This is a genomic window from Pseudomonas sp. NBRC 111139 (assembly GCF_001753955.1).
GTDB lineage: Bacteria > Pseudomonadota > Gammaproteobacteria > Pseudomonadales > Pseudomonadaceae > Aquipseudomonas > Aquipseudomonas alloputida.
The window spans coordinates 14892-38040 of the sequence record NZ_BCBP01000051.1; the positions used below are offsets into that span (position 1 = coordinate 14892).

Sequence of the window (23149 nt, forward strand, 5' to 3'; positions counted from 1 at the left end):
GCACCAGCCACAGGCGCGGCTTTGCCACAACAGGCGGTAAACGAGAAGGCAAACGGGGGCGGGCCGGGCGGGCCGGCAGGAGATAAAGTCAGGCGCGCCAACGCCAACGGGCGTGGGCCTTGATTACGCGCATCAAGAGTTTGCTGACGATCAACACAGGATAGGTCTCGCTCATACGTCCCGGCACAGTAGCCTACCGGGGCGACGGGCGCAATATGCCTGTAAACACGGGGAAACGAATGGACTTGGGAGCGAAGCACTACGATTTGCTAAGGTCGATGGGGTTGTCCTGATAAAAACAAAGAAAAGGATGTTCCCTGATGCGAAAAGCCCCGTTATTGCGCTTTACCCTCGCTTCACTGGCCTTGGCCTGTAGCCAGGCGTTGGCCGGCCCTTCGCCCTATTCAACCCTCATCGTGTTTGGCGACAGCCTCGCCGATGCCGGGCAGTTTCCCGACCTGAGCGGCGGTACCCCAGGCGCGCGTTTCACCAACCGCGATGCCGACGGCAACTTCGCTCCGGTGTCACCGATGATCCTCGGTGGCCGCCTGGGCGTCGCGCCTGGCGACCTGAACCCGTCGACATCCGTAGGCATCCAGCCCGATGGTAATAACTGGGCAGTTGGCGGGTACACCACCCAACAGATCCTGGACTCGATCACGACAACGTCCGAGACCGTCATCCCACCAGGAAACCCCAATGCCGGGTTGGTGCTGCGCGAGCGCCCCGGCTACCTGGCCAACGGCCTGCGCGCCGACCCAAATGCCTTGTATTACCTGACAGGTGGCGGTAACGACTTCCTGCAGGGCCTGGTGAATAGCCCGGCCGACGCCGTAGCCGCCGGCGCCCGCCTGGCTGCCAGCGCCCAAGCCCTTCAGCAAGGAGGCGCGCGCTACATCATGGTCTGGCTGCTACCTGACCTCGGCCAAACGCCCAATTTCAGCGGCACGCCACAGCAAAACCCACTGTCACTGCTCTCCGCTGCGTTCAACCAGTCACTGATCAGCCAGCTAGGGCAGATCGATGCCCAGATCATTCCACTGAACATCCCTGTGCTGTTGAGCGAGGCGCTGTCCAGCCCCAGTCAGTTCGGCCTGGCCAGCGACCAGAACCTGGTCGGTACCTGCTACAGCGGCGATAGCTGCGTGGAAAACCCGGTGTACGGTATCAACGGCACAACGCCAGACCCGACCAAACTGCTGTTCAACGACTCGGTCCACCCGACCATCGCGGGTCAGCAGCTGATTGCCGATTACGCCTACTCGATCCTCGCAGCCCCCTGGGAACTGACCCTGCTACCGGAAATGGCCCACGCCAGCCTGCGGGCTCATCAGGATGAGTTGCGCAATCAGTGGCAGACGCCTTGGCAAGCCGTTGGCCAATGGCAAGCCTTTGTCGCCAGTGGCGCTCAGGACCTGGACTTCGACGGCCAGCGCAGCGCGGCCAGCGGTGACGGCCGCGGCTACAACCTGACCGTGGGCGGCAGCTATCGCCTGAACGACGCCTGGCGCCTGGGCCTGGCCGGCGGTGCGTACCGGCAGAAGCTGGAAGCTGGCGAACAGGATTCTGACTACAAGCTGAACAGCTATATGGCCAGCGCCTTTGCCCAATACCGTCAGGACCGCTGGTGGGCCGACGCGGCGCTGACCGCCGGGCACCTGGACTACAGCGACCTCAAGCGTACCTTCGCCCTGGGCGTGAATGACCGCAGTGAAAAAGGCGACACCGACGGCGAGGCCTGGGCAATGTCCGGGCGGCTGGGCTACAACCTGGCGGCCGACACCAGCAACTGGCAGTTGGCACCTTTCATCAGTGCCGACTATGCGCGGGTGAAGGTGGATGGCTACGAAGAGAAGAGCGGGCGCTCGACGGCGCTTGGCTTCGATGACCAGGAGCGCACGTCACGTCGCCTGGGCGTGGGGTTGTTGGGCAGTGTGCAGGTACAGCCAAATACCCGGCTTTTTGCCGAGGTGGCGCAGGAGCATGAGTTTGAGGACGACGAGCAGGATGTGACGATGCACCTGACCAGCTTGCCGGCGAATGATTTCACCCTGACCGGGTATACACCGCACAGCGACCTGACCCGGGCGAGCCTGGGTGTGAGCCATGAACTGGTGGCAGGGGTGCATTTGCGCGGGAACTACAATTGGCGCAAGAGTGATGAGTTGACGCAGCAGGGCGTTAGCGTGGGGGTTAGCGTGGACTTCTGAATTGCTGGGGGCCGCTTTGCGGCCCATTCGCGGGTAAACCCGCTCCTACGACGGCCCCGTATACCTGAGGCTTGCGCAACCCTTGTAGGAGCGGGTTTACCCGCGAATACGGTGGCGGCGGCAACGGTGATCCGCGGGTGGAGATTGGCCAGCAGGCCCGACCCATTCGCGGGTGAACCCGCTCCCACGACGGCCCCGTATACCTGAGGCTTGCGCATCCCTTGTAGGAGCGGGTTTACCCGCGAATACGGTGGCGGCGGCAACGGTGAACGGCAGGTAGAAATTGGCCAGCAGGCCCGGCCCTTTCGCGGGTGAACCCGCTCCTACACAACCTTGTAGGAGCGTGGTTTACCCGCGAATGGGCTGCGCAGCAGCCCCAATCAATTTATCTGGCGGAAGTCTGCTCTGCCAACGCCACTGCACGGAACATCGCCCGGCGCTTGTTGATGGTTTCTTCCCATTCCAGCGCCGGCACCGAGTCGGCAACGATGCCGCCACCGGCCTGCACATGCAGCTCGCCATCCTTGATCACCGCAGTACGAATGGCAATTGCGGTATCCATGTTGCCGTTCCAGGCAAAATAGCCGACAGCACCGCCGTAAACCCCACGCTTGACCGGTTCCAGCTCGTCGATAATCTCCATCGCGCGGATCTTGGGCGCACCCGACAAGGTGCCAGCCGGCAGAATCGCCCGCAGTGCATCCATCGCCGTCAGGCCTTCACGCAGCTGGCCGGTAACGTTGGAAACAATGTGCATCACGTTGGAGTAACGCTCGATCACCATCTTCTCGGTCAGGCGCACACTGCCGGTCGAAGACACACGGCCGACATCGTTGCGGCCCAGATCGATCAGCATCAGGTGCTCGGCAATTTCCTTGTCGTCCGACAGCAGGTCGTCTTCCAGCGCACGATCGGCCTCTTCGGTCGCACCACGCGGGCGGGTACCGGCAATCGGGCGCACGGTGACCAGGTTGTCCTCGACACGTACCAGCACTTCGGGCGAGCTGCCGACCACATGGAAGTCACCGAAGTTGAAGAAGTACATGTATGGCGTCGGGTTGAAGCAGCGTAGCGCGCGATACAGGTCGATAGGCGCAGCCTTGAAGTCGATCGACATGCGCTGCGACGGCACCACCTGCATACAGTCCCCGGCCAGGATGTATTCCTTGATACGACCGACGGCGTTTTCGTAATCCTCGCGGGTGTAGCTGGAGCGGAACGCCGGCTCGGCCGCCGGCGGGCCGCTCAGGTCCAGGCCGCGGCGTGGGGTGATTGGCTGGCGCAAGGTTTCCAGCAAACCTTGCAGACGTGCCTGGCCCTGTTCGAAGGCCTGATCTTCAGCGGGGTCGACCAACACGATAGCGTGCATCTTGCCCGCCAGGTTGTCGAATACCACCACCGCATCGGACACCATCAGCAGGATATCCGGTACGCCCAGCGGGTCCGGGTTGGGGCTGGCGCCCAGACGCTTTTCTACATAACGAACGCAGTCGTAGCCAAAGTAGCCAACCAGGCCGCCATTGAAACGCGGCAGGCCTGGGATATCGGCAACTTTGTAGCGGTCCTTGAAGGTTTCAACGAATGCCAGCGGGTCTTCGACCTCACAGCTTTCCACCTCGACGCCATCGTGCAGGATGCTGACATGGTAGCCATGCACACGCATCACGGTGCGCGATGGCAAGCCGATCATCGAGTAACGGCCCCACTTCTCGCCGCCCTGCACCGATTCGAGCAGGTACGAGTTGGGCTGGTCAGCCAGTTTCAGGTAGATCGACAGCGGCGTGTCGAAGTCGGCCAAGGTTTCACAGGCCAAGGGAATACGGTTGTAGCCGGCAGCAGCCAGGCGCAGGAATTCTTCGCGGTTCATGAGTGGTCTCGTGGCAAGCAGCAATAGGTCAGGCAAACGGACGGGCCGGCACACGCCGGCAGGCTGAAGTCAGGCGCGCCAACGCCAACGGGCCAAGGCCTTGATGACTTTCATCCAGAATTTGCCAGTAACCGCCACGGTGGACTCTCTGTCTTGTGAGGCTTGAAGGTCCGCCAACGTTATCCCAGTGGCCGGGTCTGCGCAACCGGGCAGCAATGCGCGCAGGTCGTCGATTACCAGGCTGGGGGATTCGTCGTCGATCGGCCGGCCATGGTTATAGCCGTAGGTCAGGCCCACGCATTGCACGCCAGCCGCCTTGGCCGCCTGCACGTCACTGCGCGAATCACCGACAAACAGGGACTGCTGCGGGGTGACACCGGCCATCTGCATGACGAACAGCAACGCCGCCGGGTCGGGCTTTTTCTGCGGCAGGGTGTCGCCACCAATGATCCAGCGGAAGAAATTACCGATCTTCATCTGGTCCAGCAGCGGGCCAACAAAGCGCTCAGGCTTGTTGGTGATCAGCGCCATCTCCACGCCCTGCTTGCGCAGCCAGCGCAGGGTGTCGCGCACGCCAGGATAGACCACGGTAAGTTCATGGCTTTCGGCATAAGCGTCCATGAACAGCGCCAGCGCCTGTTCTGCCAGCGCATCGTCCACGTCGGCATGGTCGATGCCGCCCGCCAACGCGCGGCGCACCAGCACCTGGGCGCCATTGCCAACCCAGTGGCGCACTGCCTCAAGGCCAGCAGGCGGGCGCCCCAGTTCGAGCAGCATGCGGTCCACGGCGGCGGCCAGGTCAGGCACGGAATCGATCAGGGTACCGTCCAGATCGAACATTACCAGCCTTGGCAGCTCCCCCGGGAACAGCTGCTCGAAGCCACTCATGGGCGGGCCAGGGCCAGTTCGGCGCGCATCTTGGCGATCACTTCCTGGTAGTCCGGGGCGTTGAAGATCGCCGAGCCGGCCACGAAGGTATCGGCGCCAGCGGCAGCGATCTCGCGGATGTTGTTGACGTTCACGCCACCATCGATCTCCAGACGGATATCACGGCCACTGGCGTCGATCAGCGCACGCGCTTCGCGCAGCTTGTCGAGGGTGCCGGGGATGAACTTCTGCCCGCCGAAGCCTGGGTTGACGCTCATCAGCAGCACCATGTCGATCTTGTCCATCACATACTTCAGGGCGTCCAGGCTGGTGGCCGGGTTGAACACCAGGCCGGCCTTGCAACCACCATCCTTGATCAGCTGAAGCGAACGGTCGATGTGCTGCGTGGCTTCAGGGTGGAAGGTGATGTAGGTGGCACCCGCTTCGATAAAGTCGCCAATGATGCGGTCAACCGGGCTGACCATCAGGTGCACGTCGATCGGCGCAGTAACGCCGTACTTGCGCAGAGCGGTGCAAACCATCGGACCGATGGTCAGGTTGGGGACATAGTGATTGTCCATGACATCGAAGTGGACGATGTCTGCACCCGCAGCCAATACCTTGTCGACGTCCTCACCCAGGCGGGCAAAATCGGCAGAGAGAATGGAGGGGGCAATAGCGTAGGGCTGCATGGCGCACCTGTTGGCAGAGTCACGGTGGCGCGCATTGTAACTCAGGGAAAGCGATGAAGGCTGATTGGTATCAATTGGTGTCGACCAGCGCAACCTGTGCCGGCCTCCGCGACTTTAGCCGCGAAGAGGCCGGCACAGGCAACCCATCATCAAGCTGGCTGTTGAGTCCTCAGCTTCTCACTACGCCCACGCAACCATTCCAGGGTCAGCAGCAACAACACCGAGAACGCAATCAGCAAGGTCGCCGCCGCGGCAATGGTCGGGCTCAGGTTCTCGCGAATACCACTGAACATCTGCCGCGGCAGAGTTGCCTGTTCCGGCCCGGCGAGGAACAGCGTCACCACCACCTCGTCAAACGAGGTGGCAAAGGCAAACAGGGCGCCCGAGATGACACCGGGCGCGATCAGCGGCAGGGTCACCCGACGGAAAGCCAGCAGAGGCGAGGCTCCCAGGCTGGCCGCCGCACGCACCAGATTGTAGTTGAACCCCTGTAGCGTCGCCGACACGGTAATGATGACGAACGGCACACCCAGTACCGCATGCACCAGAATCAGCGAGGTGAAACTGTTGCCCATGCCCAGAGGGGCGAAGAACAGGTAACTGGCCACCCCGATGATCACTACCGGCACCACCATGGGCGAGATCACCAGCGCCATCACCAGCGACTTGCCGGGGAAATCGCCACGGGTCAGGCCGATGGCCGCCAACGTGCCGAACACCATGGCCAGCACCGTGGCCGCTGGGGCAACGATGATGCTGTTTTTCAACGCCCGCATCCATTCGGCCGAGCCGAAGAAGTCCTGATACCACTGCAGCGAGAAGCCCTGCAGCGGGTACACCAGGAAGCTGCCACTGTTGAACGACAGCGGCACGATCACCAGCACTGGCAAGATCAGGAACAGCAGGATCAAGCCGCAGAGAATACGCAGGCTGTAGAACCAGACCCGCTCCACGGGCGACATGTATGGGCTCAGCATGACAGGCTCCTCAGCTCAGGCGCAGACGGCTGGCGCCGACCAGCCAGCTATAGATCAGGTACAACAGCACGGTCGCCAGCAGCAACAGCCCGCCCAGTGCGGTGGCCATGCCCCAGTTGATGCTGGTGTTGGTGTAGAAGGCGACGAAGTAGCTGACCATCTGATCGTTGGGGCTACCTAGCAGCGCCGGGGTGATGTAGTAACCGATGGCAAGGATGAACACCAGCAGGCAACCGGCGCCAACACCGGCGTAAGTCTGCGGGAAGTACACCCGCCAGAAACTGGCGAACGGGTGGCAGCCCAGCGAGATCGCCGCACGCATGTAGCTCGGGGAAATACCCTTCATCACGCTGTACAGCGGCAGGATCATGAACGGCAGCAGGATGTGCACCATCGAGATGTAGACACCTGTGCGGTTGAACACCAGCTCCAGCGGCTGGTCGATGATGCCCATGGCCATCAGCGCGCTGTTGATCAGCCCGCCCGACTGCAGCAGCACGATCCAGGCCGCCACCCGCACCAGGATCGATGTCCAGAAAGGCAACAGCACCAGAATCATCAGCAGGTTGCTCTGCCGGGTCGGCAGGTTGGCCAACAAGTAGGCCAGTGGGTAGGCCAGTACCAGGCAGATAGTGGTAATCACCACCCCCATCCACAGGGTACGGATAAAAATGTCCAGGTAAATGGCCTGGTCCGGGGTGGCCTTGGCCAGCTCACCAAGGTCATCGATGCGATGGTCCACCGAGGCCAACAGGTAGAAAGAAGTCACCGAACTGGTATTGCGGCGGATCGCCTGCCAATAAGCCGGGTCACCCCAACGCTCGTCGACAGCCTGCAACGCATCCTTATAAGAGGCAGGCTCAGCCTTAAAGGGCAGTGCACGGGCAGTCTTGGTCAACAAGCTGCGGTAACCGGCCAGTTCCATGTTCAAGCGTTTGGAAAGGTCACCAAGGGTCTGGTTCTTGCGCGACTCGGCCAAATCCTGGCTCAGCGCCTTGTAGACGTCCTCGCCTGGCAGGCTTTTGCCATCCCACTGGCTGATGACTTCCACCGTGCGCGGCAGGCCGCCGACCACTTCAGGGTTGCCGACGCTCTTGTACAGCAGCGCCGCAATCGGCACCAGGAACACCAGCAGAAGAAACAGCGCCAGCGGCGCGATCAACGCCTGCGCCTTCCAGCGGTTGACCCGCTCGGCGTGTTTGAGGCGCTGCTTGAGACTTGAACCTGCGCCTTCGTTGAGGGGCACTGCAATGGCCATGGCGAACTCCGCAATACAGGCTGAATTGGGGGCCGCGTTGCGGCCCCACACACTGGACGTTTACTTCTTCGCCGCCCAGGCGTTGAAGCGTTGCTCCAGCTGCTCGCTGTTGTCGGCCCAGAACGCCACGTCGATCTGCACCTGGTTGGCAATGTTCTCAGGCGTGGTCGGCATGTCTTTCTTCACGTCGTCCGACAGCAGGCTCACGGCCTTGGAGTTGGCCGGGCCATAGGCGATGTTTTCGGAGTAGATCTTCTGCTGCTCGGGCTTGACGCTGTAGGCGATGAACTTCTTCGCCTCTTCGACGTTCTTGGCACCCTTAGGGATCGCCCATGCATCAAAGTCGTAGATGCCGCCGTTCCACACCACTTTGAGGTTGCTCTCTTTCTGCACAGCGGCAATACGCCCGTTGTAGGCAGAACTCATGACCACGTCGCCAGAGGCCAGGAACTGTGGCGGCTGTGCACCCGCTTCCCACCACTGGATACTGGGCTTGAGTTCATCGAGTTTCTTGAAGGCGCGGTCCACACCCTCTTTGGTGCCCAGTACCTGATACACGTCCTTCGGTGCCACACCGTCGGCCATCAGGGCGAACTCCAGGGTGTACTTGGCGCCCTTGCGCAGGCCGCGCTTGCCAGGGAATTTCTTGGTGTCCCAGAAATCCGCCCAGCTGGTGGGTGCGGTCTTCAGTTTGTCAGCGTTGTAGGCCATGACCGTGGACCAGACGAAGAAGCCCACGCCGCAAGGCTGAATGGCACCAGGCACGTAGTCGGCCTCATCGCCGAACAGGGCTGGATCGAGCTCTTCGAACATGCCCTCGTCGCAGCCGCGCGCCAGCTCTGGCGACTCAACCTCTACCAGGTTCCACGACACACTCTTGGTGTCGACCATCGCCTTGACCTTGGCCATTTCGCCGTTGTACTCACCCGCGACAATCTTGCCATTACCCGCTTTTTCCCAGGGTTCGTAGAACGCTTTGACCTGGGCAGCCTTGTTGGCGCCCCCGAACGAGATCACGGTGAGGTCTGCGGCCATGGCCTGGCCAGCGGTGAACAGCCCCAAAGCCAGGGCGGTCAGTTTCAACTGCTTGCGCATTATTATTCTCTCCACAGTACAGGGTTGGTGAAGCAATCCATCAATGGGCTTCGGCAATCGGATCGAGCGCGCGGGCGTGCTCCACCTCCCAGCCCAGCGGTACCACATCGCCCACGGCCAACGCCGGGTCGAGCTCGGCAATCGGCTGCTTCACGAAGAAGTCGCCTTTGCCGCAAACCTCCAGACGCACCCGCACGTGGTCGCCCAGGTAAATGAATTCGGCCACCCGGCCAGAGAACCGGTTCACGCAGCTTTCACTGTGGCCGTTCAGGCGCACGCGCTCCGGGCGTATCGACAGGGTCACCGGCTCGCCGGCCTGGCCGACATTCACCGCCAGCGCCTCGACCCGCTCGCCGCGAGGCAACTGCACCTGGCAACGTTTGCCATCACTGGCCAGCAGGGTGCCGCTGATGCGGTTGTTCTCGCCGATGAAGTTGGCGACGAAGGTGTTGCAGGGCTCTTCGTACAGCGTGCGCGGGTCGGCGATCTGCTGGATTTCGCCCTGGTGGAACACCGCCACGCGGTCGGACATGGTCAGCGCTTCGCCCTGGTCGTGGGTCACGTACACCACGGTTACACCCAGGCGCTGGTGAATGTGCTTGATCTCCATCTGCATGTGTTCGCGTAGCTGCTTGTCCAGCGCGCCAAGAGGCTCATCCATCAGCACCAGTTGCGGCTCGAACACCAATGCCCGGGCCAGCGCCACACGCTGCTGCTGGCCGCCAGACAGCTGGCCGGGGTAGCGTTTGGCGAAAGCGTCGAGCTGGACCATGTTCAGCACTCGTTTGACCCGCTCGCTGATGTCGGTCTTGCTCAGGTTGCGCACGGTCAGCGGAAAGGCCAGGTTCTCGGCCACGGTCATGTGCGGAAACAGCGCGTAGTTCTGGAACACCATGCCGATATCACGCTTGTGCGGCGGCACGTTGTTGATCGAGCGGCCGCCAAGCTGGATTTCACCGGCGGTGGGCGTTTCGAAGCCCGCCAGCATCATCAGGCTGGTGGTCTTGCCCGAGCCGGACGGGCCAAGCAGGGTGAGGAACTCGCCCTTGCGGATATCCAGGTTGAGGTCTTTGACGATCAGCGACTCGCCGTCGTAGCTCTTCTGCACACCACGGAAGCTGACCAGCGTTTCGCCGGTTGCAGCGTTCGACTTCGCCTCGCTCATGCCTGCACCTTCTTGTTGGATGACTGCGTAGGCAAAAGAGTAGAAGAGACGCAAGCGCCCGAAAATCGGGGGTACTGAGAGAATGCCATCATCCGGATGGAAGATTTGTTGTAGGGATCGCCCTACAAGGATGGCGGGTTTTGAACACTCACCTCAGCGCTGCATCGCCCCCTTGCAGGAGCGGGTTCACCCTCGAATAGGCCGGTTCAGGCACCGCAGATGGCAGGCCAGACTTCCTCGCGGGTAAACCCGACCCTACAATAAAGAGCGGCGTAGTCATCAAAACGGCATGTCGCAATCAGACCAGCTTGTGCTCCATGGCGTACTTCACCAGCTCCGCCAGCGAGTTCACTTTCAACTTCTGCATCAGGCGTGCCTTGTGGGTGCTGATGGTCTTGCTCGACAGCGCCAACTGCTGGGCGATGTCGTTGACGTTGGCGCCTTGGGCCAGGCGCTCGAACACCGAAAACTCCCGCTCCGAGAGCAATGTGTGCAACGGCCGGGATTCGGTGAGGCCTACTTCGAACACCATGCGGTCGGCCAGCGACGGGTCAATATAACGCCCGCCACCGGCCACCCGACGAATCGCTGTCAACAACAACGCCGGATCACTGTCTTTGGTGGCATAGCCCGCCGCACCGGCCTTCAGCGCCCGCGCCGCCATCTGTGCCTCATCGTGCATCGACAACATCAGGATCGCTGGAGCATCGTGCAGCGCACGGATACGCGGGATCGCCTCCAGGCCGTTCACACCCGGCATCGAGATATCCAGCAGTACCACCTCGCACGGTGTGTGGCGCAGGGTTTCGAGCAACTGCTCGCCATTACCGGCCTCCCCCGCCACTTGCATGTCCTTGGCCAGGCCAATCAACTGCTTGATGCCTTCACGGACAATGGTGTGGTCTTCGGCCACCAGTACTCGAATCACGATTGCTCTCCTACTCCAACGGAATGGCCACGCTCAGGCTGGTGCCTTCGCCCGGCTCGCTTTCCAGCGTCATGCTCCCCCCCAGCATCAGCACCCGCTCGCGCACACCCACCAGGCCAAACGAGGTAGGCCGGGTCTGCTCGCGGCAAAAGCCTTGGCCATCATCACTGACCGTCATGCGCAACTGTCCGCCCTCACGTACCAGCTCAATCTCTACGCTGTGCGCCTGGGCGTGACGCATCACATTGGTCAGCGCCTCCTGGAGGATACGAAACAGCCCGGTGGCCTTGGCATCACTCAATGCTGGCAGATTATCGGGCACTTGCACCAGACAGGGGATTTGCGTGCGAGCCTCGAAACGCCGCGCCTGCCATTCGATGGCCGAGGCAATGCCGGCATCGAGGATCGGCGGACGCAAGGCAGTGGCGACATCGCGGACCAACTGGAACAACTGGGCAATCAGGCGTTTCATGCTCGCCAGGCGATCATTCAGGCCAGGGTCCAGCTCGGCATAGGCCAGCTCGCACATCGACACTTCCAGCTTGAGCACAGTCAGCATCTGCCCCAGCTCATCATGCACTTCCCGGGCGATACGGGCTTTTTCTTCTTCACGCACGCTCTCCAGGTGGGCCGAGAGTTCGCGCAGCTGCTCCTGGGACTTTGCCAGCGCCAGCTCGGCCCGCTTGCCCTGTGTGATGTCCCAGACTACACCGTCCCACACCACCTGGCCGTTGCCCAGATGCCGGGCGCTGGCCTTGATATCGGCCCAGCGCTGTTCGCCCTGCCGGGTGAGGATGCGCCCCTGCCAGGACCAGTCCTGGTCGCTGGCCAGGGCCAGGTCCTGCACCCTGTGATAATCAGCACGGTCCTCGGGGTGCACCAGGTTGCGCAGGCCCATCTGCGGGTGCTGGATCTCGCTAGGTGCATAACCCACCAATGCCTCGCTACCCTCACTGATATAGGGGAACTCCAGATCGCCCTCGGCTGGGTCACGTTCCAGGCGAAACACCAACCCTGGTACGTTGCCAGCAATGCCCTTGAGCCGCGCCTCACTTTCGCGAAGGGCCGCCAAGGCACGGTGGCGCTCAGTGACATCGGCGAGGTAGACCACCAGATATTCGGAATCACGAAAGCGCAGAAAGCTCAGTGACAGCTCCACGGGTAGCAAGCTTTGATCAGCCCGCCGGCATTGCGTCTCAAACTGACCGACACCCCCCGCCCCTGTCCGCGCCCCTTTCCACAGCTCCAGCCAACGGTCCATGTTCAGGCTCGGCTCGAAGTCGCTCAGCGGCCGCTCCAGCAACGCCCCTTCGCTGTAGCCCAACATGCGCTCGGCGGCATGGTTGGCGTAACGCACATGGCTGTCCCAGTTGACCCAGAGGATACCCACGGTGCTCTGATCGATGGCGAACTGGCTCAGGCGCAACGCCTCTTCGCGCACCTGGCGTTCAACAAGGCTCTCCCGCGCGGCCAACAGGCTGCGCTCCAGCTGGCGCTGCTGACGGCGTTGCCACACCAGCGTGGCCAAGGCACACAACAGCAACAGACCGAACAGCAAGGCCATGTTCTGCCAGAAGCCCGGCGACTCGCTCAGGCGCGGGTACTTCGGCTGCAACCAGCGCTGATGCAGTTGTTCCAGCTCCTTGGCCGGCACTGCCTGCAAGCCACGTTCAAGTACATCGGCCAGCAGCGGCCAGTCGCGCCGCGAACCGATACGCAACAGCTGCGGCAGGCCAATATCGCCGACCACCGCCAGCTCACCGAACTCGCTCTCGCGCGACAGGCGGCTGAGCTGCGCTTCATCCAGCACGGCGAAACTGGCCTGGCCACCTACCACCAGTTGCAAGGCCTCACGATCGTCGGGCACCCCCTGCAGGTTGAGGTTGCCGTAGTTGCCGCGCAGGTAATCCGCCAGCGGGCTGGGCATGCGCACCGCGACGCGTTGCTCGGCTTCAAGCTTTTCCAGCTCCACGGCCATGGCCCCGGTGCGCGGCCCCACCACCAGCTGTGGCACGCGCATGTACGGGTCGCTAAATAGCCACAGGCGCAGGCTGGCTGGCGTCTGGGTAAGGCCAGGGGCGAAGTCGATTTCGCCGCTTTGCAGGGCATGTTCCAAACTGGCCTGGTCACTGAAGTTACGCCAGGTGAGGTCCAGCCGCAGCGCCTGCGCCAAGCTGTTCACCAGCTCCACATTGGCCCCATACAGTTGCTGCAGACGCCGGTCGAACTGGGCGTAGGGCGCCTGCAACACCAGGCCGACACGCAGGCTGCGGTGGGTGTCCAGCCACTGCTGCTGGTCAGGCTCCAGCACCACAGAGGGCAGCGCCTCGGGCTTGGCCCAGGCAATCAAGGGCAGCCACAAGCAGCCGATAACCAACAGGCGACGCACTCGCTTCATCTATACGCTCGACTTGGCAAAGACGGCCATGCAGCATGGCCGTCACGGGCAAATACTATTAGGCTGCCGGTTTCATTCTGGCCTTGGGTTGACTCATGTCCACACTTTATCGCACGACGCTGGCAATGTGCTGCCTGGCCTCGGTCCTTCCACTCGGCGCCCTGGCCGCCGATGCCGAAAAACCACCTGCAAATACCATGGCACCGGCTGCCGAGGCCCCACGCCCACCCTTGCTGGAACGCAGCCAGGAGGATGCACTGGCGCTGGAGCGGCTGCTGCCCAAGGCTGAGCAGCAGACCCTGCAGGCCGGTGCCGACAGCTTCCTGGCCCTGTGGAAGCCGGCCAACGACAACGATCCGCAAGGGGCGGTGATCATTGTCCCCGGTGCAGGCGAAACGGCCGACTGGCCAAATGCAGTCGGCCCACTGCGGCAAAAATTCCCTGATATCGGCTGGCACAGCCTCAGCGTAAGCCTGCCCGACCTGCTCGCAGACAGCCCGCAAGCACGGGTCGAAGCCACACCACCGGCAGCACCTGCGCCAGACAACGGCGAAAGCGCACCGGTCAAGGACGTACCGGCCGACGCCAACGCCAACGTGGCCCAAGCCACCGCGGCCGATGCCGACACAGCAGAAAGCACCGATGCCGAACAAGCCAGCGAGCAGGCCGACCCGGCAGATGCCGAACGCATCTTCGCCCGCCTGGATGCCGCCGTGGCGTTCGCCCAACAACACAATGCCCGCAGCATCGTACTGATCGGCCATGGTAGCGGTGCATATTGGGCGGCGCGCTACCTGAGCGAGAAGCAGCCACCGCAGGTACAAAAACTGGTGATGGTCGCTGCACAGACCCCTGCACGGGTGGAGCAGGACCTGGAAAGCCTGGCCCCAACCTTGAAGGTACCCACGGCCGATATCTACTACGCCACCCGCAGCGCTGACCGCAACGCAGCCCAGCAACGGCTGCAGGCCAGCAAGCGGCAGAAGGATAGCCAGTACCGACAATTGTCATTGATTGCCATGCCAGGAAACAAAGCGGCGGAACAAGAGCAATTGTTCCGCCGGGTGCGGGGGTGGATGAGCCCTCAGGGCTGAGTTCGGCTTGATCCTTGTGGCGGGGCGTCAAAGGCCGCGCCGCTTGCGGATCATGGCATAGGCCTGGTGCAACTCACGGGTGCGTGCGGTCGCTTCACGCACCTGCGCCTCGCTGGCACCAGTACCCGCCAGCTTGTCCGGGTGATGCCGACTGACAAGCCGACGATACGCCTGCTTGACCTTATCGGTGTCGGTGTCTGCGTCCACCGCCAGCAAGCGCAACGCTGCCGCGTAGGTCATGGGCACGCTTTCTGCGCCCGTGGCCTTGCGCGGCTCGTACTCCAGCGACATAGCCTGCACCTGGCGTCGGCTCATGCCCAGCTTCTGCCCCCAGTCGAGCAGCAGCTCACGCTCCTTGTTGCCCATCTTGCCGTCAGCCCAGACCATGCGCCAACAGGCCCGCAAGGTACCTTCCGCCGCGTGGGGCTGCTGACTGATGCGCCGCAGGTGCCCGCCAAGCCGGTCCTTGCCCGCCTTGCCACGGTTGAACGCATTGATGGCGCGCAGCCTGGCTGCCTCGGCCAGGTCCAGGCGCACCATCTCCTGACGCGCCTGCTGGATATGCTGCTCGGCTACCCGGCCATCGCACTTGGCCAGGCGCCCGAGCATCACGAACAACAACTCGTCATCGCGTAATGCGGGGCGCCCACCCAGGCGTTCGCGCATGTCTTCCCAGCCTTGCAAGCGCAGCCGGCGGTCAATGGCCTGCCCAAGCAACGCACCGAGCAAGGCACCCGGTATGCTCGCAACGGCAAAACCGGCACTCACACCAATCACCGTGCCTGGCCACCACATGTCAGGCGCGCTCGCCAATCAGAGACTCAGCCTCGGCCAGGCGTTCAAGCGTGCCAACATCCACCCAGTGCCCACGGTAGTGTTCGCCAGATACCTTGCCGGCCGCCATCGCCTGGCGCAGCAACGGTGCCAGCTTGAAGGCTCCCGCCTGGCAACCTTCGAACAGCGCCGGGTGCAGCACCGAAATGCCGCTGAAGGTCAGCGTGCCTGGCGCGTCATCGCCGTCAACGACCTGCTCGCCCATCAGGCGGAAGTCACCGCGGCCGTGATGGCCAGGGTTGTCGACCAGCACCAGGTGAGCCAGGCCTTGCAGGGGAGCCTGCAGACGCGCGAAGTCGTAGTCGGTCCACACATCGCCATTCACCAGCAGGAACGGCGCCTCACCCAACAAAGGCAGGGCCTTGAAGATGCCGCCGCCGGTTTCCAGCGGTTCACCTTCAGGTGAATAGCGGATGCTCAGGCCGAAGCGGCTACCGTCGCCCAGATGGTCCTCGATCTGCTGGCCAAGCCAGGCATGGTTGATCACCACTTCGGTCACGCCCGCTGCCGCCAGGGCGCGCAGGTGGTACTCGATCAGCGGCTGGCCGGCGACCGGGACCAACGGTTTTGGGGTGTGCAGGGTCAGCGGGCGCATGCGCTCGCCCTTCCCCGCAGCCAGGATCATGGCCTTCATGCACGCGCTCCGGCCTGCAACTCGGCAATCAGCTCACCCAGCTCCGCCAATTCGGGCCGGCGACCGATCACTTCATTTATATAGGCGAAGAAACGCGGCACGTCGCCCAGGTAACGCGGCTTACCGTCGCGGTGGCAGATACGGGCGAAGATGCCGATCACCTTCAGGTGCCGCTGCACGCCCATCAGGTCACTGGCGCGGTGGAAGGCTTCGAACTCGGCGTGCACCGGGATGCCAGCCGCCTGTGCCCGCTGCCAGTAGTCGCTCAGCCAGCCTTCGACCCGCGCCTGCGGCCAGCTGACAAAGGCGTCCTTGAACAGGCAGGTAATGTCGTAGGTGACCGGGCCGTATACCGCATCCTGAAAGTCCAGCACACCAGGGTTGGGGGTGCTCTGCATCAGGTTGCGCGGCATGTAGTCACGGTGTACCAGCACCTTGGGTTGCGCCAGGGCGCTGTCGATCAGCAACTGGCTGACGCGCTGCCAGGTGGCCTTCTGTGCATCGGTGAAGGTCAGGCCCAGCTCACGCCCCACGTACCATTCGGGGAACAGTTCCACTTCACGGCGCAGCAGGGCGTCGTCGTAGCTGGGCAGCGGCGCGTCCATCGGCAAACGCTGGAACTTCAGAAGGGCATCGATGGCGTCGGCGAACAGGCCATCGGCGTTGTCGGCATTGATGATGTCAAGGTATGTCTGAGTGCCCAGATCCCCAAGCAACAAAAAGCCGCGTTCCAGGTCCTGGGCGTGGATCAGCGGCACATGGACGTCAGCGCTGGCCAGCAGGTGGTCGATGGCGACGAACGGTCGGCAGTTCTCCTGCGGGGGGGGCGCATCCATGATCACGAAACTGTGGCCAGCGCCCTGCCAGCGGAAATAGCGGCGGAAGCTGGCGTCGCTGCTGGCAGCGGTCAAGCTGCCTGCAGGCACCTCGCCCCAGGCGTTGTCACGGAAAAGATCATTGAGCTGTTCATCGAGCCAGACCGTCAGTTGTTGCAGGCGTACATCGTGTTCAGGCATTGCAAGGGTCTCCGACGGCCCTAGCCGTCAAGCGGGTCATGCTTTATTATCCAGCATCTTTTTCAGACCATCGAGAGGCGTGCGGCCCCACACGCGGGCAGATGGCACGCAGGAAGCCCGGACTAATAAGATGGCATTGAAATCCCCCGCGTTTCGTAGAAAGTTTCCGTTGCTGGTAACCGGCGGTCTGCTGGCCCTGCAACCTCTGGCCACCTCATACGTAGTGGCAGCCGAACAGTTCGACTGCCAAGTGTCCGCCGCCGGTGGTTGGGACTGCAAGCCCAAAACCCCAGTCAACAACTTGCCACCGCGCCCGGTGCACGAAGGTGCAGCCGTCAGCTCCGGTACCGAAGCGGCGGGCGAAGCCGAAACTGCGGACCGGCCCGTGCTGGTTACCGAGGCCAAGGGCCGTGGTCTGAAGTCGCGCAGCGAAGACTACAGCCACCTGGACTGGGTTCCGCGTGAAAAGCTCACCGCCGCGCAGCTGGCTGAAACCGGCCCGTACTGCGGTGGCGCGTATATCGAGCCAACCCGCCCGGGCATGGCCGACACCACGCCGAAGGACGAGTCGCCAACCTACATCAATGCCAAGGTATCCAAGTACCAGCAGGAGCAGCAGGTCGCTACCCTCGCCGGTGACGTGGTAATGCGCCAAGGCAGCATGCAGGCCGAAGCCGACGAGGCCAACCTCTACCAGGCCGAAAACCGTGGCGAGCTCAAGGGCAACGTCAAGATCCGTGACAACGGTTCGCTGGTGGTCGGTGACGAGGCCCAGATCCAGCTCGACACTGGCGAAGCCCAGGTCGACAACGCCGAATACGTGATGCACAAGTCGCACATCCGCGGCAGTGCCCTGTACGCCAAGCGTGGCGAAAACGCCATCATTCGCCTCAAAGACGGTACGTACACCACCTGCGAACCGGGCAGCAACGCCTGGCAGCTGAAGGGCAACAACATCACCCTGAACCCGGCCACCGGTTTCGGTACTGCGACCAACGTTACGCTACGGGTCAAGGATTTCCCGGTGTTCTATACACCGTACATCTACTTCCCGATTGACGACCGTCGCCAGTCCGGCTTCCTGCCACCCTCGTTCAGCACCAGCAGCGACACCGGCTTCATGCTGGTCACGCCGTACTACTTCAACCTGGCGCCTAACTACGACGCCACGTTGTACCCGCGTTACATGGCCAAGCGCGGCCTGCTGATGGAAGGCGAGTTCCGCTACCTGACACCTTCCAGCGAAGGCCAGTTCGGCGGCGCCTACCTGAACGACAAGAACGACGACCGCAAAGATCAGACGGATTACAAAGATCAGCGCTGGATGGTCAACTGGCAGCACAAGGGTGGCCTGGACGAACGCCTGATGACCGAGGTGGACTACACCGACATCAGCGACCCGTTCTACTTCCAGGACCTGGAATCTGACCAGATTGGCGTGGAAAGCCGCGACTTCCTGAATCAGCAGGGTGCATTGACCTACCGGGGCGATAGCTACACCGCGCGGCTGAACGTACATGCCTATGAGGCGGCGACCATTTCGCAGATCACGCCTTATGATCGACTGCCGCAGATTACCCTCAATGGCGTACTGCCTTCTCAGCCAGGGGGGTTGAACTTCGCTTACGAAACCGAGGCCGCGCGCTTCGAACGTGACTTGAAGAACGACACTGTGTTCGATAAGGACGGCAACCTGGACCTCACAGCGGGGCCCGATGGTCGTCGGCTTGACGAAAATATTCGAGGTATCGAGCGGGCCAACGGCACGCGCCTGAATGTCGCGCCGTCAGTCAGCTATCCAATGACAGCCAGCTATGGGTTCCTCACACCCAAACTGAAATACGCCTACACCCAGTACGATCTTGATCTGGACAGCAAAGGCAAAGCCGATGCAATCGCCTTGCAAGCCGCCGATCCAGGCGCGTACGGAAGCTACGACAGCTCTGTTAGCCGCGACGTGCCAATCTTCAGCGTCGACAGCGGCCTGTACTTCGACCGCAACACCTCGCTGTTTGGCAACAATTACCGTCAAACCCTCGAACCGCGCATGTTCTACCTCTATGTTCCGTACAAGGACCAGAAGGACATCCCGCTGTTCGATACCGGCGAAACCCTGTTCAGCTACGATTCGCTGTTCCGCGACAACCGCTTCAGCGGCACTGACCGTATCGGCGACGAAAACAAACTGTCGCTGGGCGTGACCACACGCTGGATCGAAGACAACGGCTTCGAGCGCCAGAACTTCAGCATCGGCCAGGCCTACTACTTCAAAGACCGCAAGGTCCAGCTGCCAGGCATCGACTACCGCACCCGCAAGGACGCGCAGTCCGATGTATCGCCATACGCCCTGGTGTACAACTACTACTTCAACCGCGACTGGCGCCTCAATTCGGACTTCAACTGGGACCCGGACAGCCGCAGCACCCGCTCGGGCAGCGCGATGTTCCACTACCAGCCTGAAGACAACCCGAACAAGATCGTCAACCTCGGTTATCGCTACCGTAACGACACCATTGCCTACGACTCGACCACGGGTACCTGGAAAGTGGGCGGCGGTGACTATGGCACCCCGGGCGATCCGAACTACATCAAGGATTACTACAAGATCCAGCAGCACGACTTCTCGGTCATCTGGCCGATCGTGCCGCAGTGGAACGTAATCGCTCGCTGGCAGCATGACTACAACCGCAACCGTACCCTGGAAGCCATGGGTGGTTTCGAATACGACAACTGCTGCTGGAAGCTGCGCCTGATCAACCGTTACTGGATCGACTACGACGATTTCAGCCAGGCCCTTCCACAGAACGAAAAAGGCGACCACGGTGTCTTCCTTCAGATCGTCCTGAAAGGCCTCGGCGGCGTAGTTGGCAACAAGGTCGAGTCTTTCCTCGACCAAGGCATTCAAGGTTACCGTGAACGTGAAGACCAAGCTTATTGATCGTCTGCGCCCAGTGTTGCTGGGCGTCGCTTTACTGAGTGGCGCGGTGCATGCCGCGGTGCAACCTCTTGATCGCGTGGTGGCTATCGTCGACAACGACGTGGTCATGCAAAGCCAGCTGGACCAGCGTGTCCATGAGGTCCAGCAAACCATCGCCAAGCGCGGCGGCGGCGTGCCGCCGACCAGCGCCCTGGAACAGCAGGTCCTGGAACGCCTGATCGTCGAGAACCTGCAGCTGCAGATCGGCGAGCGCTCTGGCATCCGCATCACCGACGAAGAGCTGAACCAGGCCATTGGCACCATTGCCCAGCGCAATGGCATGTCGCTGGACCAGTTCCGCGCGGCGCTGGCCCATGACGGCCTGTCGTTCGACGACGCTCGCGAGCAGGTCAAGCGCGAGATGATCATCAGCCGCGTGCGCCAACGCCGCGTTGCCGAACGCATCCAGGTGTCCGAGCAGGAAGTGAAGAACTTCCTGGCCTCGGACCTGGGCAAGATGCAGATGTCGGAAGAGTACCGCCTGGCCAACATCCTCATCCCGACCCCGGAAGCCGCCAACTCGGACGATATCCAGAAGGCTGCGCGCAAGGTCGGTGACGTTTACCAGCAACTGCGCCAGGGTGCTGACTTCGGCCAGATGGCGATTGCCAACTCGGCCAGCGAAAACGCCCTGGAAGGCGGCGAGATGGGCTGGCGTAAAGCCGGTCAGCTGCCACCTGACTTCGCCAAGATGCTCAGCAGCATGCCAGTGGGCGAAATTACCCAGCCTATTCGCATCCCCAACGGCTTCATCATCCTCAAGCTTGAGGAGAAGCGCGGCGGCAGCGAGAACGTACTGCGTGACGAAGTGCATGTACGCCACATCCTGATCAAGCCAAGCGAGATCCGCAGCGAGGCGGCCACCCAGCAGCTGGCCGAGCGCCTGTACGATCGGATCAAGAACGGCGAAGACTTCGGCGAACTGGCCAAGAGCTTCTCGGAAGACCCGGGTTCGGCACTCAACGGCGGCGACCTCAACTGGGTCGATCCGAACAGCCTGGTACCGGAGTTCCGTGAACAGATGGCCAATGCCCAGCAAGGCGTGGTGACCAAACCGTTCAAGACCCAGTACGGCTGGCACGTTCTGGAAGTGCTGGGCCGCCGCGCCACCGACAGCACCGAGCAGGCTCGCGAACAGCAGGCCCTGAGCGTACTGCGCAACCGCAAGTACGACGAAGAGCTGCAAACCTGGCTGCGCCAGATCCGCGACGAAGCCTACGTTGAAATCAAGCTGCCTGGCGCTGACCAGGCCGCCCAGTGAAGCCCCTGCGCTTCGCCGTCACCCCCGGCGAGCCGGCCGGCATAGGCCCCGACCTGTGCCTGCTGCTCGCCGCAGACGCCCAGCCCCACCCCCTGATCGCCATCACCAGCCGTGACCTGCTCGCCGAGCGGGCCACGCAGCTGGGGCTGGCCGTCAGCCTGCTGCCGGTAGCCCCGGGCCAATGGCCTGACCTCCCGGCACCCGCAGGTAGCCTGTACGTCTGGGATACCCCCTTGGCGGCTCCGGTGGTGCCAGGCCAGCTGGACAAGGCCAACGCAGCGTTCGTGCTGGAAACCCTGACCCGCGCGGGGCAAGGCTGCCTGGACGGGCACTTCGCCGGGATGATCACGGCCCCGGTTCACAAGGGAGTGATCAACGAAAGCGGTATCGCCTTTTCCGGGCATACCGAATTCCTTGCCGAACTGACCCGCACCGCACAAGTGGTAATGATGCTGGCCACCCGCGGCCTGCGCGTGGCCCTGGTGACCACGCACCTGCCACTGCGTGATGTTGCCGACGCTATCACTGCAGAGCGCGTCGAACGTGTAACCCGTATCCTGCATGCCGACATGCGCGACAAGTTCGGCATTGCCAACCCGCGTATCCTGGTGTGTGGCCTCAACCCGCACGCGGGCGAGGGCGGCCACCTGGGCCGCGAAGAAATCGACATCATCGAGCCGACCCTGGCCCGCCTGCGCACCGAAGGCATGGACCTGCGCGGGCCGCTGCCGGCCGATACCCTGTTTACCCCCAAATATCTGGAGCACTGCGATGCGGTGCTGGCGATGTACCACGACCAGGGCCTTCCCGTACTCAAGTACAAAGGCTTCGGCGCAGCAGTGAACGTGACCTTGGGCCTGCCAATCATCCGCACGTCGGTTGACCACGGCACCGCCCTCGACCTGGCCGGCACTGGCAAAGTCGACACCGGCAGCCTGCGCGTCGCACTGGAAACCGCCTACCAGATGGCCGAGAACCGACCATGAACGAGCAATACCAACACCGGGCGCGCAAGCGCTTCGGCCAGAACTTCCTGCACGACGCCGGTATCATCGACCGCATCCTGCGTGCCATCAACGCCAAGGCCGGCGAACACCTGCTGGAAATCGGCCCGGGCCAAGGCGCCCTGACCGAAGGCCTGCTGGGCAGTGGCGCACAGCTGGACGTGGTGGAGCTGGACAAAGACCTGGTGCCGATCCTGCAGCACAAGTTCGCTGATCGCAGCAACTTCCGCCTGCACCAGGGTGACGCCCTGAAGTTCGACTTCAACCAGCTGGGCGTGCCGCCGCGCAGCCTCAAGGTGGTTGGCAACCTGCCCTACAACATCTCCACCCCGCTGATCTTCCACCTGCTCAGCCACGCCGGGCTGATCCGCGACATGCATTTCATGCTGCAGAAGGAAGTGGTCGAGCGCATGGCCGCCGGTCCTGGCGGCGGTGACTGGGGGCGCTTGTCGATCATGGTGCAGTACCACTGCCGCGTGGAGCACCTGTTCAATGTCGGCCCTGGTGCCTTCAACCCACCCCCGAAAGTGGATTCGGCAATCGTCCGCCTGGTGCCGCACGAAGTGCTGCCGTTCCCGGCCAAGGACCACCTGCTGCTGGAGCGTGTCGTTCGCGAAGCGTTCAACCAGCGCCGCAAGACGCTGCGCAACACCATGAAAGGCCTGCTGGACAGCGCCGCCATCGAGGCTGCCGGCGTTGATGGCAGCCTGCGCCCTGAACAGCTCGACCTGGCAGCCTTCGTGCGCCTGGCTGACCAGCTGGCGGATCAGCAACAAGCCTGATTTAGCCCGTACCGGCCGCTTCGCGGGCCACAAGGGATCGCACAACCCTCAAATCCTGTGCGACCCCTTGTAGGAGCGGGTTTACCCGCG

General features: G+C 62.5%; 18 protein-coding genes. 6 read left to right on the forward strand and 12 right to left on the reverse strand.

What is annotated here, in order from left to right; translation table 11 throughout:
- Positions 1-320 precede the first annotated feature (320 nt).
- Positions 321-2210, forward strand: a complete 1890-nt coding sequence (estP, locus tag BJQ17_RS20320) for an esterase EstP (protein WP_070096559.1) — start codon at positions 321-323, stop codon at positions 2208-2210.
- A 385-nt stretch (positions 2211-2595) separates the two neighbouring features.
- Here estP and trpE read toward each other — a convergent pair whose 3' ends face one another.
- The 9 genes from trpE to BJQ17_RS20365 form a co-directional block, all read right to left on the reverse strand.
- A complete protein-coding gene (gene trpE / locus BJQ17_RS20325) occupies positions 2596-4077 on the reverse strand; it encodes an anthranilate synthase component I (protein WP_003255536.1) in 1482 nt (493 codons plus the stop codon).
- A gap of 69 nt (positions 4078-4146) precedes the next feature.
- Positions 4147-4965 (reverse strand): phosphoglycolate phosphatase, encoded by an 819-nt coding sequence (locus BJQ17_RS20330; protein WP_003255538.1) that lies wholly within the window; start codon positions 4963-4965, stop codon positions 4147-4149.
- Complete coding sequence (gene rpe / locus BJQ17_RS20335; protein ID WP_003255539.1) at positions 4962-5636, reverse strand: ribulose-phosphate 3-epimerase; 675 nt, start codon at positions 5634-5636, stop codon at positions 4962-4964. Before rpe ends, BJQ17_RS20330 begins: the two co-directional genes overlap by 4 nt.
- Positions 5637-5785: 149 nt before the next feature.
- Complete coding sequence (locus tag BJQ17_RS20340; protein ID WP_003255542.1) at positions 5786-6613, reverse strand: ABC transporter permease; 828 nt, start codon at positions 6611-6613, stop codon at positions 5786-5788.
- 10 nt (positions 6614-6623) lie between these two features.
- Complete coding sequence (locus BJQ17_RS20345) at positions 6624-7871, reverse strand: ABC transporter permease (protein WP_003255544.1); 1248 nt, start codon at positions 7869-7871, stop codon at positions 6624-6626.
- A 60-nt stretch (positions 7872-7931) separates the two neighbouring features.
- Entirely contained in the window at positions 7932-8966 is a 1035-nt protein-coding gene (locus BJQ17_RS20350; RefSeq protein ID WP_070096560.1) for an ABC transporter substrate-binding protein, read from the reverse strand.
- A 40-nt stretch (positions 8967-9006) separates the two neighbouring features.
- The gene (locus BJQ17_RS20355; RefSeq protein ID WP_003255547.1) at positions 9007-10131 is read right to left on the reverse strand and encodes an ABC transporter ATP-binding protein; all 1125 of its coding nucleotides are present in this window, start codon (positions 10129-10131) and stop codon (positions 9007-9009) included.
- Positions 10132-10429: 298 nt separating this feature from the next.
- Positions 10430-11062 (reverse strand): response regulator transcription factor, encoded by a 633-nt coding sequence (locus tag BJQ17_RS20360; protein WP_173401663.1) that lies wholly within the window; start codon positions 11060-11062, stop codon positions 10430-10432.
- Between the two features lie 7 nt (positions 11063-11069).
- On the reverse strand, positions 11070-13457 hold the full coding sequence (locus BJQ17_RS20365) for a PAS domain S-box protein (protein ID WP_004576194.1): 2388 nt from the start codon (positions 13455-13457) through the stop codon (positions 11070-11072).
- A gap of 95 nt (positions 13458-13552) precedes the next feature.
- Between BJQ17_RS20365 and BJQ17_RS20370 the strand changes: the two genes are divergently transcribed.
- Complete coding sequence (locus BJQ17_RS20370; RefSeq protein ID WP_070096561.1) at positions 13553-14551, forward strand: alpha/beta hydrolase family protein; 999 nt, start codon at positions 13553-13555, stop codon at positions 14549-14551.
- A 27-nt stretch (positions 14552-14578) separates the two neighbouring features.
- Here the strand turns inward: BJQ17_RS20370 and BJQ17_RS20375 are convergent, their stop codons facing one another.
- The 3 genes from BJQ17_RS20375 to BJQ17_RS20385 are packed head-to-tail and all read right to left on the reverse strand — an operon-like array spanning position 14579 to position 17035.
- Positions 14579-15346 (reverse strand): TerB family tellurite resistance protein, encoded by a 768-nt coding sequence (locus BJQ17_RS20375; RefSeq protein WP_003255552.1) that lies wholly within the window; start codon positions 15344-15346, stop codon positions 14579-14581.
- A gap of 1 nt (position 15347) precedes the next feature.
- Positions 15348-16019 (reverse strand): N-acetylmuramate alpha-1-phosphate uridylyltransferase MurU, encoded by a 672-nt coding sequence (murU, locus tag BJQ17_RS20380; RefSeq protein ID WP_003255553.1) that lies wholly within the window; start codon positions 16017-16019, stop codon positions 15348-15350.
- Positions 16016-17035: an aminoglycoside phosphotransferase family protein gene (locus BJQ17_RS20385; protein ID WP_011953308.1), complete on the reverse strand. Its 1020-nt coding sequence runs from the start codon at positions 17033-17035 to the stop codon at positions 16016-16018. Before BJQ17_RS20385 ends, murU begins: the two co-directional genes overlap by 4 nt.
- Before the next feature lie 130 nt (positions 17036-17165).
- Between BJQ17_RS20385 and BJQ17_RS20390 the strand changes: the two genes are divergently transcribed.
- Genes BJQ17_RS20390 through rsmA form a run of 4 tightly spaced genes read left to right on the forward strand, consistent with a single transcriptional unit; the run spans position 17166 to position 23059 of the window.
- Positions 17166-19973 (forward strand): LPS-assembly protein LptD, encoded by a 2808-nt coding sequence (locus BJQ17_RS20390; RefSeq protein ID WP_054888492.1) that lies wholly within the window; start codon positions 17166-17168, stop codon positions 19971-19973.
- On the forward strand, positions 19948-21273 hold the full coding sequence (surA, locus tag BJQ17_RS20395; RefSeq protein WP_019750284.1) for a peptidylprolyl isomerase SurA: 1326 nt from the start codon (positions 19948-19950) through the stop codon (positions 21271-21273). The genes BJQ17_RS20390 and surA overlap by 26 nt, the downstream gene beginning before the upstream one ends.
- Positions 21270-22259, forward strand: a complete 990-nt coding sequence (gene pdxA, locus BJQ17_RS20400) for a 4-hydroxythreonine-4-phosphate dehydrogenase PdxA (RefSeq protein ID WP_003255557.1) — start codon at positions 21270-21272, stop codon at positions 22257-22259. Before surA ends, pdxA begins: the two co-directional genes overlap by 4 nt.
- The gene (gene rsmA / locus BJQ17_RS20405) at positions 22256-23059 is read left to right on the forward strand and encodes a 16S rRNA (adenine(1518)-N(6)/adenine(1519)-N(6))-dimethyltransferase RsmA (RefSeq protein ID WP_003255558.1); all 804 of its coding nucleotides are present in this window, start codon (positions 22256-22258) and stop codon (positions 23057-23059) included. The genes pdxA and rsmA overlap by 4 nt, the downstream gene beginning before the upstream one ends.
- The last annotated feature ends 90 nt before the right edge of the window (positions 23060-23149 follow it).